Origin of the sequence: Herbaspirillum sp. (assembly GCF_035644555.1) — a bacterium.
Classification (GTDB): Bacteria; Pseudomonadota; Gammaproteobacteria; order Burkholderiales; family Burkholderiaceae_D; genus Herbaspirillum.
This window is the reverse complement of the sequence record NZ_DASQOH010000018.1, coordinates 65786-82510: the sequence shown is the minus strand read 5'-3', so window position 1 is coordinate 82510 and position 16725 is coordinate 65786. Positions and strand designations below refer to the sequence as shown.

Genomic DNA, 16725 nt, shown 5'->3' with positions numbered 1-16725 from the left:
TGCGGCCTTGGGGCAAAAAAACGCCGCCGTGGCGGACCAGAGCGGCGGTGTGCGGACGGGCGGCTATCGCGGCCACCCGATCGTCTGCTTATTCGCTGGGCGGCACGAAGCCGGCAGCCGCATCAGCGCCTTCGCCGAAGAAGTGCTTTTCCATCTGTGCCGCCAGGTACTTGCGGGCGCGGGCATCGGCCAGCATCAGGCGGTTTTCGTTGACCAGCATGGTCTGGTGCTTCAGCCAGGCGGCCCATGCCTCCTTGGAGACGCTTTCATAGATGCGCTTGCCCAGTTCACCCGGATAGGGCGGGAAGTCCAGGCCTTCGGCTTCCTTGTTCAGTTTGATGCAGTGGACCATGCGTGCCATGTCGATTCCTTGGTTCGTTAAGATGAAATGCCTGGGACGGGCGGGCCTGCGATGGGGGTCAGCGGTTGAGCCTGCTCACGTCCTGACGAAAAAATTCAATACAGGTTCTTGATCAGCACCTGCGATTTGCGTTGCCAGTTGTAGATCTGCTGGCGGTCCTGTGGCAGGTCGTTCACGCCTGCCAGTACGAAGCCGCGCTTGAGGAACCAGTGCGAGGTGCGCGTGGTGAGCACGAACAGCTTGGTCAGTCCGGCTTCGCGGGCGCGGGTCTCGATGTGCTTCAGGATACGGTCACCATCGCCCTGGCCTTGCACTTCCGGGTTGACCGTCAGGCAGGCCATCTCGCCCATGCGTGCCTCAGGGAAGGGATAGAGGGCGGCGCAACCGAAGATGACGTTGTCGTGCTCGATCACCGAGAAGTAATGGATTTCGCGTTCGATCAGTTCGCGGCCGCGCTTGACCAGCGTGCCATCGGCTTCCAGCGGTTCGATCAGCTTCAGGATGCCGCCCACGTCCTCGATGGTGGCCTGGCGCAGGCTTTCCAGGTTCTCGTAGGTGACCATGGTGCCCACGCCGTCGTGGGTAAACAGTTCCAGCAGGGCCGAGCCATCGGTGGCAAACGGCACGATGTGGGCACGCGAGACGCCTGCGTTGCAGGCCTTGACCACGCTGGCGAGGTAGAAGGCCGCATCCGATGGCAGGAAGCCCGCCGACAGCACGGCTTCAGCCTGGTGCGAGGAGAGTTCGCGAATCTCGGCCCCGGCGGCGTCCTTCATCATCGGCGTTTCCGACAGGAAGATCAGCTTTTCGGCGCGCAGTGCGATGGCCGCCGAGACCGCCACGTCTTCCATGGTCAGGTTGAAGGCTTCCCCGGTGGGCGAGAATCCCAGCGGCGAGAGCAGGACGATGCCGCCCGCATTCATGATCGGCTGGATCACGTCGGCGGCAATCTTGCGCACCACGCCGGTCAGTTGCAGGTCGACGCCATCGAAGACGCCCATCGGACGGGCCGTGACGAAATTGCCGGAAATGACGCGGATGGCCGAATGCGCCATCGGCGTATTGGGCAGGCCCTGGCTGAAGGCGGCCTCGATATCCAGGCGCAGCTCGCCGGCGGCTTCCTTGGCGCACTCCAGGGCGGCACTGTCGGTCACGCGCAGGCCATTGTGGAAGTGCGCCTCGACATTGCGCAGGGCCAGTTGCTCGGCCACCTGCGGGCGCGAGCCGTGCACCACCACCACCCGGATCCCCAGCGCATGCAGCAGCGAGAGATCCTGGGCCAGTACCTGCAGGCCGCCGGCCGTGACCAGCTCACCCGGGAAGGCGACCACGAAGGTCTTGCCGCGGAAGGCGTGGACATAGGGCGCGACGGAACGCAGCCAGTTGACGAATTCGGTCTGTTTTTCCATGACGCGCATTATAACCAGCGTCGGCGCTGGACGTAGGCTTGCGGACCGTTGACGGCAACATTTCTTGGTCAGATGTTGCAAAGCGGGGCCGGTGTGGCTCCCGGCTGCCCCGACCATCCTGCACCATCGCCCGTGCAGCCGCCTGCAGCCTGACCGGGCGGGTCGCGGCAGGTATAATGTCGGCCTCATGTCCGTTACCAAAGCACCCACCACCACGCCCGGCGCCGAGCCGCAGAAGAACCCGCAGCAGGAGCGCCCGCGCAATGAGCGCAATGGCCGCGACGGCCGCGCCCCGCGTCGCGCCGATCCCGCCGCTGACGCCGCGCCACCGGTGCGCAACCCGCTGCCGCCGGTGACCTTCCCCGAAGAGCTGCCGGTCTCCGGCCGCCGCCACGAAATCGCCGAGGCGCTGCGTCGCCACCAGGTCGTCATCGTCAGTGGCGAGACCGGTTCCGGCAAGACCACCCAGTTGCCCAAGATCTGCCTGGAGCTGGGCCGTGGCGCAAAGGGCCTGATCGGCCACACCCAGCCGCGACGTATCGCCGCCTCGTCCACCGCCAAGCGCATCGCCCAGGAACTCAATTCCCCGCCCGGCGAGCTGGTGGGCTACAAGGTGCGTTTCAACGACACCCTGTCCAAGGGCGCCTGGATCAAGCTGATGACCGACGGCATCCTGCTGGCCGAGACCCAGACCGATCCGCTCTTGCGCCAGTACGACACCATCATCATCGACGAGGCGCATGAACGCAGCCTCAACATCGATTTCCTGCTGGGCTACCTCAAGCAGTTGCTGCCCCGGCGTCCCGACCTGAAGATCATCATCACCTCGGCTACCATCGACGCCGACCGCTTCGCCCGCCATTTCGGCCGCGAGGTCAAGGGCGAGATCGTACCGGCTCCGGTGATCGAGGTCTCGGGCCGCCTGTATCCGGTGGAAATCCGCTACCGTCCCATCGACAATGCCGACCGCAGCGGCGTCTCCACCGAGGTGGCGCAGGCCCGCGCCCGTGCCGAAGGCCGTGCCAGCCAGGCACAGAAGGACCGCGAACAACGCGATCTGATGGATGCCGTGGTCGATGCCGTCGATGAGCTGGCCCGCATCGGTTCCGGCGACGTGCTGGTGTTCCTGCCGGGTGAGCGCGAGATTCGCGACGCTGCCGAAGCCCTGCGCAAGCACCATCCGCCGCATGTGGAAATCCTGCCGCTGTTTGCCCGGCTGTCGGCACAGGACCAGGAGCGCGTCTTCAAGACCAGCAATGCCCGACGCATCGTGCTGGCCACCAACGTCGCCGAGACCTCGCTGACGGTGCCGGGCATCCGCTACGTGGTCGATGCCGGCCTGGCGCGCGTGAAGCGTTACAGCTATCGCAACAAGGTCGAACAGCTGCAGATCGAACCGGTGGCGCAATCGGCCGCCAACCAGCGCGCCGGCCGTTGTGGCCGGGTGGCGGCAGGGGTGTGTATCCGTCTGTATGACGAGCAGGATTTCCTGCAGCGCCCCAAGTTCACCGACCCGGAAATCCTGCGCTCCTCGCTGGCCTCGGTCATCCTGCGCATGAAGTCGCTGCACCTGACGGACGTGGAGAGATTCCCCTTCATCGAACCACCCCTGGGGCGCGCCATCGCTGATGGCTACCAACTGCTGCAGGAGCTGGGCGCGGTAGAAGAGCAGGACGGCGTGAACCGCCTCACGCCCCTGGGCAAGCAGCTGGCGCGCCTGCCGCTGGACCCGCGCGTGGGCCGCATGATCCTGGCCGGTCGCGACAATGCCTGCTTGACCGAATTGCTGATCATCGCCGCCGCCGTCTCGGTGCAGGACCCGCGTGACCGGCCGATGGACGCGCAGAACGCGGCCGACAACGCGCACAAGAAATTCGCCGATGAGAAATCCGAGTTCGCCAGCTACCTGAAGATCTGGAAATGGTTCGAAGACGCCATCGCCCACAAGAAATCCAATCGCCAGCTGCAGGAGCATTGCCGCGAGAACTTCCTCTCGCAGTTGCGCCTGCGCGAGTGGCGCGACGTCCACTCGCAATTGCTGACCATCGTCAAGGAACAGGGCTGGCGCCTGAACGAAGCCCCGGCCACCTATGACCAGCTGCACCTGGCGCTGCTGACCGGCCTGCTGGGCAATGTCGGCTTCAAGAGCGAGGACGATGCGCAATACCTGGGTGCACGCGGCATCAAGTTCAACATCTGGCCCGGCGCACACCTCACCAAGAAACCCGGCCGCTGGGTGATGGCCGCCGAACTGGTCGATACCGCCCGCCTGTATGCCCGCTGCGTGGCCAACATCCAGCCCGAGTGGCTGGAAAAGCTGGGCGGCCACCTGTTGAAGAAATCCTGGGGCGAGCCGCGCTGGGAAAAACGCGCGGCGCAAGTCACTGCCTCCGAACGCGCTACGCTCTACGGCCTGGTGGTCTACAGCCAGCGCCGCATCAACTACGGCAACATCAACCCGGCCGAGGCCCGCGAGATCTTCATCCGTGATGGCTTAGTCGGTGGCGACTTCGAGACCCGCGCCCCGTTCTTCGCGCACAACCAGAAGCTGGTCCGCGAGATCGAGAACCTGGAACACAAGTCGCGCCGCCTGGACGTGCTGGTGGATGACGAGCTCATCATCGGTTTCTATGACAAGCTGATCCCGCACGACATCTGCAACGGCGTGGACTTCGAGAAGTGGCACAAGCAGGCCACCGCCGCCGATCCCAAGCTGCTCTACCTGAACCGCGACGACCTGATGCGCCACGAGGCGGCCGGCGTCACCACCGAGCTCTTCCCCAAGACCATGAACGTGGCCGGCATCGCCATGGCGCTGTCCTACCACTTCGAACCGGGCGCCCCGCGTGACGGCGTCACCCTGACCGTGCCGCTGTATGCCCTGAACCAGGTCTCGGCGGACCGCTGTGAATGGCTGGTGCCGGGCATGCTCAAGGAAAAGGTGCATCTGCTGCTGAAATCCCTGCCGCAGAAACTGCGCCGCCACTGCGTGCCGCTGCCCGATTACGCAGCGCGTTTCTGCGAGCGCATGGAAGAAAGCAAGACCTTCGGACGCGGCAACCTGATCGACGCCATCATCGCCGACATCCGCGAACAGATCACGCTCCTGGTCAAGCCCAGCGACTTCAAGCAGGAAACCCTGTCGGCCCACCACGCGATGAACTTCAAGATCATCGACGAACATGGTCGTCAGCTGGAAATGGGCCGCAACCTCGCCGCCCTGCAAGCCGAGTTTGGCGGCCAGGCGCGCCAGCAGTTCCAGAAGCTGGCCGAGCAGGTGGCCATCGCACCGCGTGACGACAGCGACGACGAGGCTGCCATGCCGGCGACCCAGAAGACGGCGCCCAAGGGAGCAGCCACCTCCACCGCCGCGGCATCGACAAGCGCTGCACCGGCTTCCGCAGGCGAGTACAGCAACCTCACCGGCTGGAGTTTCGGCGAGCTGCCCGAACTGCTGGAAATCACCCGAGGCAGCGGCAAGCAGGCACAGACCCTGATCGGATTCCCGGCGCTGGTGGACCGCAAGACGCATTGCGACCTGGAAGTCTTCGACGACCCGGCCGAGGCTGCGCGCTTCCATTACGCCGGCCTGCGCCGCCTGTTCGCGCTGCAGATGAAGGAGCAGCTGAAGTATCTGGAGAAGAACATCCCCGGCTTGCAGCAGATGGGCATGCAATTCATGGCCCTGGGTTCGCAGGAAGAATTGCGCGAGCAGATCCTGAATGCCGGCCTGGAACGCGCCTTCCTGCAGGACCCGCTGCCCCGCAATGCGGACGAATTCAATCGTCGGCGCGACGAAGGCAAGGCCCGCCTGGGTCTGCTGGTCAACGAAATCGCCCGTCTGTGCAGTCAGATCCTGGCCGAATATCACGCCCTGCCCAAGAAGCTGCAGGGCATCAAGGCCCACGCGCAGGCCGCGACCGACATGCACGCGCAGCTTTCGCAACTGGTGGGCAAGCGTTTCGTGGCCGAGACCGACTATGGCAACCTCAGCCACTATCCGCGCTACCTCAAGGCCATCAACGTGCGCCTGGACAAGCTGCGCGCCGACCCGGCCCGTGATACCCGTCTGCTGGGCGAGTGGAACTCGGTGGCGCTGCCTTACCAGCGTGCCTTGAAGGACCGCGCCGGCCGGGCCGATCCCAAGATGACCGAGTTCCGCTGGATGCTGGAGGAATTGCGCGTATCGCTGTATGCGCAGGAGCTGAAGACGCCCATGCCGGTGTCGGTGAAGCGCTTGCAGAAGGTGTGGGAGAGCATGCAGCGCTAGGTACGTGATTGGCAGCGTGGCACGGCCCGAAAACCGCTTCCACGCTGCGATTCAGCCAATTTCCACCGATTTTCGCGTAAAATGCGTGATTCTTTGAATCAGTCGAGTACGTCGAACACCATGGCCATCAAGTCAGACAAGTGGATCCGCCGCATGGCGGAGCAGGAAGGAATGATCGAACCCTTCGAGCCGGGGCAGGTGCGCCAGTCGGCGGACGGGGCCAAGATCGTTTCCTACGGCACCTCGTCCTATGGCTACGATATCCGCTGTGCCGACGAATTCAAGATCTTCACCAACATCAATTCCACCATCGTCGATCCAAAGAACTTCGACGAGAAATCCTTCGTGGATTTCAAGGGCGATGTCTGCATCATCCCGCCCAACTCCTTCGCGCTGGCCCGTACCGTCGAATACTTCCGCATCCCGCGCAGCGTGCTGACCATCTGCCTGGGCAAGTCCACCTATGCGCGCTGCGGCATCATCGTCAACGTCACCCCCTTCGAACCGGAATGGGAAGGCTACGTCACCCTGGAGTTTTCCAATACCACGCCGCTGCCGGCCAAGATCTACGCTGGCGAAGGCTGTGCCCAGGTGCTGTTCTTCGAGAGCGATGAAATCTGCGAAACTTCCTACAAGGATCGCGGCGGCAAGTACCAGGGCCAGCATGGCGTGACCTTGCCCAAGACCTGAGCGCGTCGTGTCGTAAAGCTTGTAAACAATTTACAAAGAAGGCTTCCTGCGGGAAGCCTTCTTTGTATGGATTACGCTTCTGCCATATGTCGTACGTGTTCAACGGCGCTTGCGGCCGGCGCTCAGTTTCAACGCCTCTTCCCGCATCAGTCGCGCCGCGCCGCTGATGCTGCCGGTCCGATAGGCCAGGTGCAGCGGGGCCTTCAGGTCCGTAGCGCCGGTCAGCTTGAGATACACCACCCCCTCCGCATTGACCCGTGTCATCGACGCCGGGATCACCGCCACACCGACGCCTGCCGCGACCAGCGACAGCGTGGAGAGGTTCTTGCGCGCCTCCTGGAGCACCTGTGGCGAGAAGCCGGCCGCGTGGCAGGCGGCGATGATGGTGTCGTACAGGCCGGGGCCGTTGGGCCGGCGCGTCATGATGAAGGATTCCTCGGCCAGGGCGTGCAGGGCGATGCTCTTGCGCTTGCCGCCATCGGCCAGCGGATGGTCAATGGGTAACGCGGCGACCATGTCTTCCACCAGCATGGTTTCTATCGTCAGCCCGCTGGCGTCGCCCACCGGCGAGCGCACGAAGGCGAGGTCGAGCCGCTTGCCGCGCAGTGATTCGATGAGTTCGTTGGTATTGCTCTCTTCTACCGTCATGATCACGTCCGGCGCATCGGCGCGGAAGGCGCGGATCACCGAATGCACGAAGGGATGCAGCGAGGCCGATTCGGTGAATCCCACCGCGATGCGCCCCATCTTGCCCTGGGCGATGCGGCGTACGCTGGCCACCGTGGTATCCAGCTGGGCCAGCAGGGCGCGGGCGTCGACGAGCAGGGCTGCGCCGCTATCGGTCAGCTCCATGCCGCGTGGCAGGCGGTTGAACAGGGTCACGCCCAGCTCGCGCTCCAGCACGCGGATCTGCTGCGACAGCGGCGGTTGCTGGATGCCGATGCGTTCGGCCGCCTTGGTCAGGTGGCCCTCTTCGGCAACGGCGATGAAATAGCGCAGCAGGCGCAGGTCGATGGCAGGTGACATATCGTATGAATATGGATAGGCTATCTGACATATATTAGACAAAAACCCTCCCCAAGAGTAGCCTTTCATCCATGCGGCAATCACGCCGCGCCTGCATGAGACGACGATGAGCACTCCCGATCCCCTGGCCCCAGAGCGGCCTGTCCCCACTACCCGAGAACTGTTCCTGGGCTTCCTTGGCCTGGGCATGACCGCCTTCGGCGGGGCGCTGCCGCTGGCGCATCGCATGATCGTGGAACGGCGGCGCTGGCTGACCGACCCTGAATTCGTGGAACTGCTGGGGCTGTGCCAGTTTCTGCCGGGCGGCAACATCATCAACCTGTCGGTGGCGCTGGGCATGAAATTCCGCGGCTGGAAGGGTGCGCTGGCAGGCATCACCGGACTGATCGCGGTGCCGTCCATCGTCGTGATCCTGCTGGGGATGATTTATCAACACTTCCAGCATGATCCCAACGTCAAGCACCTCTTCGCCGGACTGGCCGCGGCCGCGGCCGGGCTGCTGATCCAGATGGCGGTGAAGATCGCGCTGCCGTTGCGCAAGAACCTGGTACTGGCGGTGGTGGCCATCGTCTGCTTCGTGGCCATCGCCTTGCTGCGCATCCCGCTGCTGTGGGTGATGCTGGTGATGACGCCGATCAGCGTGATCCTGACCGCCCGCTACGGCGAGCGTTTCGCCGCCAGGCCGCAGGGTACTGCTGCCAAGGATAGCGGCAAGGACACCGTCAAGAAGGAGGGCGCGCAATGAGCCAGACCCTGATCGCATTGGCAATCATCTTCACGCAGTTGTCGGTGCTGGCCTTCGGTGGCGGCAATACCATCCTGCCCGAGATGCAACGCCAGGTAGTGGAGGTGCATCACTGGATGACGGCCGAGGATTTCAGTGCCCTGTTTGCCCTGGGCCAGGCCGCGCCCGGTCCCAACCTGATGGTGGTGACCCTGGTGGGCTGGCATGTGGCCGGCTTCTGGGGGATGCTGGTGACCAGCCTGGCTAAGTTCGGGCCGTCGTCCATCATCACCATCATCATGCTTCACGTGTGGGAGAGGTTCAAGGACAAGCCATGGCGGCGTCACGTGCAGGCCGGGTTGCTCCCGGTGACCGGCGGATTGGTGGCGGCATCGGCGTTGCTGATCGCCCAGGCCTCGATTACCCATGGCTTCCTGGCGGCGATCACGGCGGCCACCGCCATCATCGCGCTCAAGACCAAGATCCATCCGTTGTGGTTGTTGTTTGGCGGGGCCTTGGCGGGGTTCTTCTATCTCGGCACTTTCTGACGGCGCGGCTGGCGCGGAGTCCCTGCGCCTTCGATACGCGGTAGAGCCGCTACTCAGTCCGAACGGGAGTGGGTATGTCGATCCCGAAAAGAAAACAGCCGATGCCTTCGCAGGCATCGGCTGTTTTTTTACGTTCAGCGCTGAGGCTTATTGCTTGACGCAATCCACGAAGTAATCGCGGCGGCCGTTGACTTCGCGCTTGACCAGACCGTGCACGTCCGTTTCGAAGCCAGGGAATTTCTCGTTGAAATCACGGGCGAACTTCAGGTAATCGACGATGGTCTTGTTGAAGATTTCGCCCGGGATCAGCAGCGGAATACCCGGCGGATACGGTGTCAGCAGGATCGAGGTGACGCGGCCTTCGAGTTCATCCAGGGGGACGCGGTCGATCTCGCGGTGGGCCATCTTGGCGAAGGCATCCGAGGGCTTCATGGCCGGTTGCATGTCCGAGAGATACATCTCGGTGGTCAGGCGGGCCACGTCGTAGGCACGGTAGGTCTCATGGATCTGCTGGCACAGGTCGCGCAGGCCCAGGCGCTCGTAGCGCGGGTTGCGCTGGGCGAACTCGGGCAGGATGCGCCAGATCGGCTGGTTCTTGTCGTAGTCGTCCTTGAACTGCTGCAGTGCCGTCACCAGCGTGTTCCAGCGGCCCTTGGTGATGCCGATGGTGAACATGATGAAGAAGGAATACAGGCCACACTTTTCCACGATCACGCCGTGCTCGGCCAGGTACTTGGTCACGATGGAAGCCGGGATGCCGGTCTCGCCGAACTGGCCGTTGAGGGCCAGGCCGGGGGTGACGATGGTGGCCTTGATCGGGTCCAGCATGTTGAAGCCCGGTGCCAGGTCGCCGAAGCCGTGCCAGTCGTCCTCGGCCTTGATGACCCAGTCTTCGCGCTCGCCGATGCCGTCGGCGGCGAAGCTGTTGGGGCCCCAGACCTGGAACCACCATTCATCGCCGAACTCCTGGTCGATCTTCTTCATGGCGCGGCGGAAGTCGAGCGCCTCGATGATGCTTTCTTCCACCAGCGCCGTGCCGCCGGGAGCTTCCATCATGGCCGCGGCGACGTCGCAGGAGGCGATGATGGAGTATTGCGGCGAGGTCGAGGTGTGCATCAGGAAGGCCTCGTTGAAGGCATCCTCGTCCAGCTTCACGGTTTCCGATTCACGCACCAGGATCTGCGAGGCCTGCGACAGGCCGGCCAGCAGCTTGTGGGTCGACTGGGTCGAGAAGATCAGCGACTTCTTGGCGCGCGGGCGGTCCTTGCCGATGGCATGCATGTCCTTGTAGAAGTCGTGGAAGGTGGCGTGCGGCAGCCAGGCTTCGTCGAAGTGGAGGGTCTCGATTTCGCCGTCGAGCATGTCCTTCAGGGTTTCGACGTTGTAGACCACGCCGTCGTAGGTCGACTGGGTGATGGTCAGGATGCGCGGCTTCTTGTTCTTGGCTTCGCGGGCGAAGGGGTTGGCTTCGATCTTGCGCTGGATGCTTTCCAGGGTGAACTCTTCCAGCGGGATCGGTCCGATGATGCCCAGGTGATTGCGGGTGGGCATCAGGAACACGGGAATCGCGCCGGTCATGATGATGGAGTGCAGGATGGACTTGTGGCAGTTGCGGTCCACCACCACGATGTCGCCGGGGGCGACGGTGGAGTGCCACACCATCTTGTTGGAGGTCGAGGTGCCGTTGGTGACGAAGTAGCAGTGGTCGGCATTGAAGATGCGCGCTGCATTGCGTTCCGAATTGGCCACCGGGCCGGTGTGATCCAGCAGTTGGCCCAGTTCTTCCACGGCGTTGCAGACGTCGGCGCGCAGCATGCGCTCGCCGAAGAACTGGTGGAACATCTGGCCCACGGGTGACTTCAGGAAGGCCACGCCGCCGGAGTGGCCGGGGCAGTGCCAGGAATAGGAGCCATCCTGGGCGTAATCGACCAGGGCGCGGAAGAAGGGCGGGGCCAGGCCGTCCAGGTAGGACTTGGCTTCACGGATGATGTGGCGGGCCACGAACTCCGGGGTGTCTTCGAACATGTGGATGAAGCCGTGCAGTTCGCGCAGCACATCATTGGGGATGTGGCGCGAGGTGCGGGTTTCACCGTAGAGATAGATGGGGATGTCGGCGTTCTTGTGGCGGATCTCGCTGACGAAGGCGCGCAGGGCCTTGAGGGCGTGGTCGGTTTCCTCGTCGGAGCCGGCGCCCATTTCCTCGTCGTCGATGGACAGGATGAAGGCCGAGGCGCGCGACTGCTGTTGTGCGAACTGGGCCAGGTCGCCATAGCTGGTCACGCCCAGCACTTCCATGCCTTCGGCTTCGATGGCGTCAGCCAGGGCGCGGATGCCCAGGCCCGAGGTGTTCTCGGAGCGGAAGTCTTCGTCGATGATGACGATGGGGAATCGGAATTTCATGGAATTCTCCAGGCTTCGCGCGCGTGGGGCGCCGGGTAGGCGGACGCGCGCAGGGGGTGAAAAGAAGAGCGCCTGGGCTGGCAGTGCTTGCGCGCCGGAAAAAATGAAAGCGGGATTGTCGCAGATATGCGCTAAAGAGGTGCGCAGTTTAAGCAAAAACGGGAAAAAACAACAGCCGCTGTCCGGACCCGATTCAACGTCTTTGGTACGTCACAAAAGCGTAGTCCAATCCGGAAGTTTCGGAGTGGTGTTCCTCGCGCGCCGTCTCCTGCCAACGCTGCTCGTCGATGGCCGGGAAGAAGGCGTCGCAGTCGAAACTGCTGGCGATGCGCGTGATGATGAGGCGGTCCACCAGCGGCAGGGCCTCGGCATAGATCTGGGCACCGCCGATGATGAAGGCCGGAGCATCGCCGGCCAGGGCTGCAGCCGCCTGCAGCGAGGTCGCGCTCTCCACGCCGGCGTGTTGCCAGTCGGCATTGCGGGTGATGACGATGTTGCGGCGATTGGGCAACGGCCGACCGATCGATTCGAAGGTCTTACGGCCCATCAGGATGGCATGCCCCGAGGTGGTGCGCTTGAAGTGGGCCAGGTCTTCCGGCAGGCGCCAGGGCAGGGTGTTGTTGATGCCGATGCCGTTGTTGAGGTCGGTGGCGACGACGATGGTGAGCTGGCCGGAAGGTGTGGTCATGCGGATGGGTATCTTGCCTGGAAGCGGTGGAAACAGGGGCGAGCCGGCCGGAGCAGGCCGACACGGCGCGGGTGATGATTTCTTCAGACGCATAATGTTACAGCAGCCATGCTGCGGCACGGAACTTTCTGCACCTGCTCCTGCCCTTATACCTGACACCGGCAGCCGCAAGACCTTGTCAGCGGCCTGCCAGCCAGCAGTGATATTTTCATTCCGGAAACATCGCTGGCATGGTCCGGAAATGCCGGAACCATGCCAACGCCCTGCGAACTTGCGAACAATCCCCGCCACATTTGGGTAAACTAGCGCCTGCTTTCCAGTTCGGCGCAGCCCAGAGCGTCAGCCGGGGCTCTTAACCAGAAAATTGCATGTCAGACAAAACAATAATGCTGCTTCACACCACCTCCGGGCCTGGCGCGGGACCATCCTCCCCGTCCAGCACCACACGATCGACCTGGTGGCGCCGTCTGGCCGCGCCTGCGACCCTCGCCGGTCTGCTGGCCCTGGCCTTGCCGCAAGCCGCCCTGGCCTTCGATTTCAATACCGTTGCCGCACGTGCCAAGGCGCTGGCCGGCAAGTCCTACAAGAAACCCTCCGATGAGCTGCCCAAGTCGCTCAAGGATCTGAGCTACGAGCAGGCCAGCCAGATCTACTTCCGCGACGACAAGTCCTGGTGGCGTGCCCAGAAGCTGCCCTTCGAACTGTCCTTCATCCACCTCGGCGCCAGCTACACCGAGCCGGTCAAGATCAATGAAGTGGTCGGCGACGCCGTGCGTGAAATCCATTTCAATCCGGCCCTGTTCGACTACAGTGCCAACCGCAGCGTCGATCCGCGCAGCCTGCGCAATATAGGCTTTGCGGGTTTCCGCATCCGTTTCCCGCTGAATTCGCCCAAGGTCAAGGATGATGTGCTGACCTTCCACGGGGCCAGCTACTTCCGCGCCATGGGGCGCGGCCAGAGCTATGGCCTGTCGGCGCGTGGCCTGGCGATCGATACGGCACTCTATTCGGGGGAGGAATTCCCGCGCTTCACCGAGTTCTGGCTGGAGCGTCCCTCGGGCGATGCCAAGGAACTGGTGATCTATGCGCTGCTGGATTCGCCCCGTGCCACCGGTGCCTACCGCTTCATGCTCAAGCCGGGCGTCGATACCGTGATGGACGTCAAGGCCCAGCTCTACCTGCGCAGCAATGTCACCAAGCTGGGTATTGCGCCGCTGACCAGCATGTTCCTGTTCGGCGAGAACCAGCCCGGCCCGGCCGACGACTTCCGTCCGGAAGTGCATGACTCGGATGGCCTGTCGATGCAGTCCGGCACCGGCGAATGGCTGTGGCGTCCGCTGGTCAATCCCAAGCGTCTGCTGGTGACGTCCTTCTCCTTCGACAATCCGCTGGGCTTTGGCCTGATGCAGCGTGATCGCAGCTTCTCGCACTACGAAGACCTGGACTACAACTACCAGGCCCGCCCCAGCGCCTGGGTCGAGCCCAAGGGCAAGTGGGGTTCGGGTCGCGTGGAGCTGGTGCAGATTCCCACGCCGGACGAGACCAACGACAACATCGTGGCCTACTGGATTCCGAACACCCTGCCCAAGCCGGGTCAACCCTTCAATGTGGAATACCGCCTGTCCTGGCAGAAGGACAATGAAAAGCGTCCGCCGCTGGCCTTCGTCACGCAGACCCTGTTCGGTCACGGCTATCGTCCCAAGCAGGAAGGCAAGGCCGACGAGGTGCAGCAACTGGCCATCGATTTCGACGGTGGCAGTCTCAAGAAGCTGCCGGCCAATGCGCGCGTGGAAGGCGTGGTCGAGGCCGATGCCAACGGCAAGCTGGCCAGCGTGACCACACGCAAGAATGAAATGACCGGCGGCTGGCGCGTGGAAGTCAAGCTGCGCCGGCTGGAAGAAAACAAGCCTGTCGAGCTGCGCGGTTTCCTGCGCAATGCCAATGGCGGCACAACCTTGTCTGAAACGTGGAGCTACATATTACCCCCCAACTAAGGCAGACTTCGGCAGCCTCGCAGGCGCTCGAGGATTACCTCGCGCGCCTGCCGCTGTCGCCTGAACAACGCCAGGACCTGGCGGCGCGGGCGGGTGCGATCGGCTCCGGCGATCCGGTGGCCGACCTGCACCGCGTGCTGGCCGAGGCTTCCGGGCGCGATGTGCAACTCGTGGCAGCTGCAGCCCAGGCTTCGGTGGATGCGCGCTTGCGGCTGATGTATCCGCAGGCCACTACCGGTACCGATACCAATACCGAAAGCAAAGCCGGCGGCGCCGTGCCGCCCATCAGCGAAGAGCGCGGCCAGCCGCGCATTCCCGTCGGCCCGCCGATGCATCGCAAGTCCATGGTGCCGCGTCCCTGGGGCGAGTTGAATCCCTTCTCGCGCTGGGTGGAGGAAGAAAACCGCCGGCTGGAACGTCGCCCCAGCCGCTGGCGTCGCGCCCGCAAGGGCCGCGCCAAGCTGGCCGAGCCGGTGCCGCCGCCGGTGGATGATGAACCGCGTTACATCGAAGATCACCTCGACCAGTCCGAGGCGCCTGATCCCAAGGGGCACTGGCAGCACACCGGCAACGTACGTCGCATCACGCTGCTGATCCTGATGGTCCTGCAGACCTCGATGGCCACCTATTTCATGAGCGACGTGCTGCCCTACCACGGCACCAAGCCGCTGGAGATGGTGGTGCTGTTCCTGTTCGGCCTGCTGTTCCTGTGGGTGTCGGCGGGTTTCTGGACGGCCATGACGGGCTTCCTGGTCCTCATGCGCGGTGACGACAAGTACCTCATCTCGCACGAGAAGGCCGGTCACACCGAGATCGCGAAAGAAGCGCGCACGGCCATCGTCATGCCCATCTGCAACGAGGACGTGGCACGCGTCTTTGCCGGCCTGCGGGCAACCTACGAATCGCTGGAGCGCACCGGCCAGATCGCGCATTTCGACTTCTTCATCCTCTCCGACAGTGGCGAAGCCGATATCTGCGCGGCCGAAACCGCCGCCTGGAATCGCTTGTGCCGCGAGACCGGCGGCTTCGGGCGCATCTTCTATCGCCACCGCCGCCGCCGCGTCAAGCGCAAGAGCGGCAACCTGGACGACTTCTGCCGTCGCTGGGGCGCCGATTACCGCTACATGGTGGTGCTGGACGCCGACAGCGTCATGACCGGCGAATGCCTGACCAAGCTGACCCGTCTGATGGAAGCCCATCCCGGCGCCGGCATTATCCAGACCGCACCGCGCGCGGCCGGACGTGACACGCTGTATGCCCGCATCCAGCAGTTCTCGACCCGCGTCTACGGACCGCTGTTCACCGCCGGCCTGCACTACTGGCAACTGGGCGAGTCGCATTTCTGGGGGCACAACGCCATCATCCGTCTGCAGCCCTTCATGAAGTACTGCGCGCTGGCGCCGCTGCCGGGCAAGGGCAACCTGTCCGGGCCGATCATGTCGCACGACTTCGTCGAGGCCTCGCTGATGCGGCGCGCCGGCTGGTCGGTGTGGATCGCCTACGACCTCGACGGCAGCTACGAGGAAATGCCGCCCAACCTGCTCGACGAACTGAGCCGCGACCGTCGCTGGTGCCAGGGCAATCTGATGAACTTCCGGCTGTTCCTGGCGCGAGGCATGCACATCGTGCATCGCGCGGTGTTCGTCACCGGCGTGATGGCCTATGTCTCGGCGCCGCTGTGGGGGCTGTTCCTGATCCTGTCCACGGTATTGCTGGCCGCGCACACGCTGATCGACCCGCAATACTTCACGGCGCCGCGCCAGCTGTTCCCGATCTGGCCCGAATGGCATCCGGAAAAGGCCCTGGCGCTGGTCTCGGCCACCGCCACCATCCTGTTCCTGCCCAAGATCCTGGCGGTATTGCTGTTCGCAGTGAAGGGCGCGCGTGGCTTCGGCGGCGCGCTGGCCCTGTTCCTGAGCATGGTGATCGAACTGCTGTTCTCGATGGCGCTGGCGCCGGTGCGCATGCTGTTCCACACCCGCTTCGTGCTGGGCGCCTTCCTGGGCTGGAATGCCGGCTGGAAGTCGCCGCCGCGCGCCGACAATGAAACCGGCTGGGGCGAGGCGCTGCGCCGCCATGGCTGGCATTCGTTGCTGGGCGTGGCCTGGGGCGCGCTGGTTTACTGGCTCAACCCGTCCTTCATCTGGTGGCTGATCCCGATCGCCGGTTCGCTGGCGGTGTCGGTGCCGGTGTCGGTGCTGTCCTCGCGGGTCAGCTTCGGCCGTGGCTTCCGTCGCGCCGGGCTGTTCAAGATTCCCGAAGAGACCTCGCCACCCTTCGAATTGCGCGAGACCGTGCGCCACCATGAAGAAACACCGGCGTTGCCGGGCTTCGTGGAAGCGGTGGTCGATCCCGCCTTCAATGCCCTGGTGTGTGCCACTGCGCATGCCCATCCGCAGGTGCCGCAACTGACGCAGCACCTGCGCGAGAAGCTGGTGCGCACGGCGCTCAAGGACGGGCCGGACGCGCTCAACGACAAGCAGAAGAACAGCATCCTGGAAGAGCCGGGTCTGCTGTCCCAGCTGCACCAGGCGGTCTGGAGCGGGGTGCCGGAAGTCCATCCGGACTGGCGCGTCGCCCTGGCCCGGCAGGACGCACCGATGCTGGCCGCCTGA

General features: G+C 63.9%; 11 protein-coding genes. 6 read left to right on the top strand and 5 right to left on the bottom strand.

Features of this window, described 5'->3' with window-relative positions:
* Positions 1–88: 88 nt before the first annotated feature.
* On the bottom strand, positions 89–361 hold the full coding sequence (locus VE092_RS06685) for an oxidative damage protection protein (protein ID WP_006464383.1): 273 nt from the start codon (positions 359–361) through the stop codon (positions 89–91).
* Between the two features lie 95 nt (positions 362–456).
* Positions 457–1770 (bottom strand): amino-acid N-acetyltransferase, encoded by a 1314-nt coding sequence (gene argA / locus VE092_RS06680; protein ID WP_324875076.1) that lies wholly within the window; start codon positions 1768–1770, stop codon positions 457–459.
* 187 nt (positions 1771–1957) lie between these two features.
* Here argA and hrpA point away from each other — a divergent pair, with 187 nt between their 5' ends.
* Together hrpA and dcd are read left to right on the top strand one after the other, a co-directional pair.
* Positions 1958–6040, top strand: a complete 4083-nt coding sequence (gene hrpA, locus VE092_RS06675; protein ID WP_324875074.1) for an ATP-dependent RNA helicase HrpA — start codon at positions 1958–1960, stop codon at positions 6038–6040.
* Positions 6041–6160: 120 nt separating this feature from the next.
* Positions 6161–6730, top strand: coding sequence for a dCTP deaminase (dcd, locus tag VE092_RS06670; RefSeq protein ID WP_006464380.1), 570 nt, complete (start codon positions 6161–6163; stop codon positions 6728–6730).
* A gap of 99 nt (positions 6731–6829) precedes the next feature.
* On the opposite strand, the gene VE092_RS06665 is transcribed toward dcd, so the two are convergent.
* Positions 6830–7756 carry a LysR family transcriptional regulator gene (locus VE092_RS06665; RefSeq protein ID WP_324875072.1) on the bottom strand — a complete coding sequence of 309 codons (927 nt, stop codon included), beginning with the start codon at positions 7754–7756 and terminating at the stop codon, positions 6830–6832.
* Between the two features lie 106 nt (positions 7757–7862).
* On the opposite strand from VE092_RS06665, the gene VE092_RS06660 reads away from it, so the two are divergent.
* Both VE092_RS06660 and VE092_RS06655 read left to right on the top strand, forming a co-directional pair.
* Positions 7863–8501 (top strand): chromate transporter, encoded by a 639-nt coding sequence (locus VE092_RS06660; protein ID WP_324875070.1) that lies wholly within the window; start codon positions 7863–7865, stop codon positions 8499–8501.
* On the top strand, positions 8498–9028 hold the full coding sequence (locus VE092_RS06655) for a chromate transporter (protein ID WP_006464377.1): 531 nt from the start codon (positions 8498–8500) through the stop codon (positions 9026–9028). Before VE092_RS06660 ends, VE092_RS06655 begins: the two co-directional genes overlap by 4 nt.
* A 147-nt stretch (positions 9029–9175) precedes the next feature.
* On the opposite strand, the gene VE092_RS06650 is transcribed toward VE092_RS06655, so the two are convergent.
* Together VE092_RS06650 and VE092_RS06645 are read right to left on the bottom strand one after the other, a co-directional pair.
* Complete coding sequence (locus tag VE092_RS06650) at positions 9176–11428, bottom strand: arginine/lysine/ornithine decarboxylase (RefSeq protein WP_006464376.1); 2253 nt, start codon at positions 11426–11428, stop codon at positions 9176–9178.
* 193 nt (positions 11429–11621) lie between these two features.
* On the bottom strand, positions 11622–12116 hold the full coding sequence (locus tag VE092_RS06645; RefSeq protein WP_324875066.1) for a dihydrofolate reductase: 495 nt from the start codon (positions 12114–12116) through the stop codon (positions 11622–11624).
* A 368-nt stretch (positions 12117–12484) separates the two neighbouring features.
* On the opposite strand from VE092_RS06645, the gene VE092_RS06640 reads away from it, so the two are divergent.
* Both VE092_RS06640 and mdoH read left to right on the top strand, forming a co-directional pair.
* Positions 12485–14110 (top strand): glucan biosynthesis protein G, encoded by a 1626-nt coding sequence (locus tag VE092_RS06640; RefSeq protein ID WP_324875064.1) that lies wholly within the window; start codon positions 12485–12487, stop codon positions 14108–14110.
* Positions 14083–16725, top strand: a complete 2643-nt coding sequence (gene mdoH, locus VE092_RS06635; RefSeq protein WP_324875062.1) for a glucans biosynthesis glucosyltransferase MdoH — start codon at positions 14083–14085, stop codon at positions 16723–16725. The genes VE092_RS06640 and mdoH overlap by 28 nt, the downstream gene beginning before the upstream one ends.

Excerpts from the sequence above, each read along its gene's own strand:
- VE092_RS06645 (WP_324875066.1), bottom strand. The coding sequence starts at position 12,116 with ATGACCACACCTTCCGGCCAGCTCACCATCGTCGTCGCCACCGACCTC.
- dcd (WP_006464380.1), top strand. The coding sequence starts at position 6,161 with ATGGCCATCAAGTCAGACAAGTGGATCCGCCGCATGGCGGAGCAGGAA.
- VE092_RS06640 (WP_324875064.1), top strand. The coding sequence starts at position 12,485 with ATGTCAGACAAAACAATAATGCTGCTTCACACCACCTCCGGGCCTGGC.
- hrpA (WP_324875074.1), top strand. The coding sequence starts at position 1,958 with ATGTCCGTTACCAAAGCACCCACCACCACGCCCGGCGCCGAGCCGCAG.
- argA (WP_324875076.1), bottom strand. The coding sequence starts at position 1,770 with ATGGAAAAACAGACCGAATTCGTCAACTGGCTGCGTTCCGTCGCGCCC.
- VE092_RS06685 (WP_006464383.1), bottom strand. The coding sequence starts at position 361 with ATGGCACGCATGGTCCACTGCATCAAACTGAACAAGGAAGCCGAAGGC.
- VE092_RS06660 (WP_324875070.1), top strand. The coding sequence starts at position 7,863 with ATGAGCACTCCCGATCCCCTGGCCCCAGAGCGGCCTGTCCCCACTACC.
- VE092_RS06650 (WP_006464376.1), bottom strand. The coding sequence starts at position 11,428 with ATGAAATTCCGATTCCCCATCGTCATCATCGACGAAGACTTCCGCTCC.
- VE092_RS06655 (WP_006464377.1), top strand. The coding sequence starts at position 8,498 with ATGAGCCAGACCCTGATCGCATTGGCAATCATCTTCACGCAGTTGTCG.
- VE092_RS06665 (WP_324875072.1), bottom strand. The coding sequence starts at position 7,756 with ATGTCACCTGCCATCGACCTGCGCCTGCTGCGCTATTTCATCGCCGTT.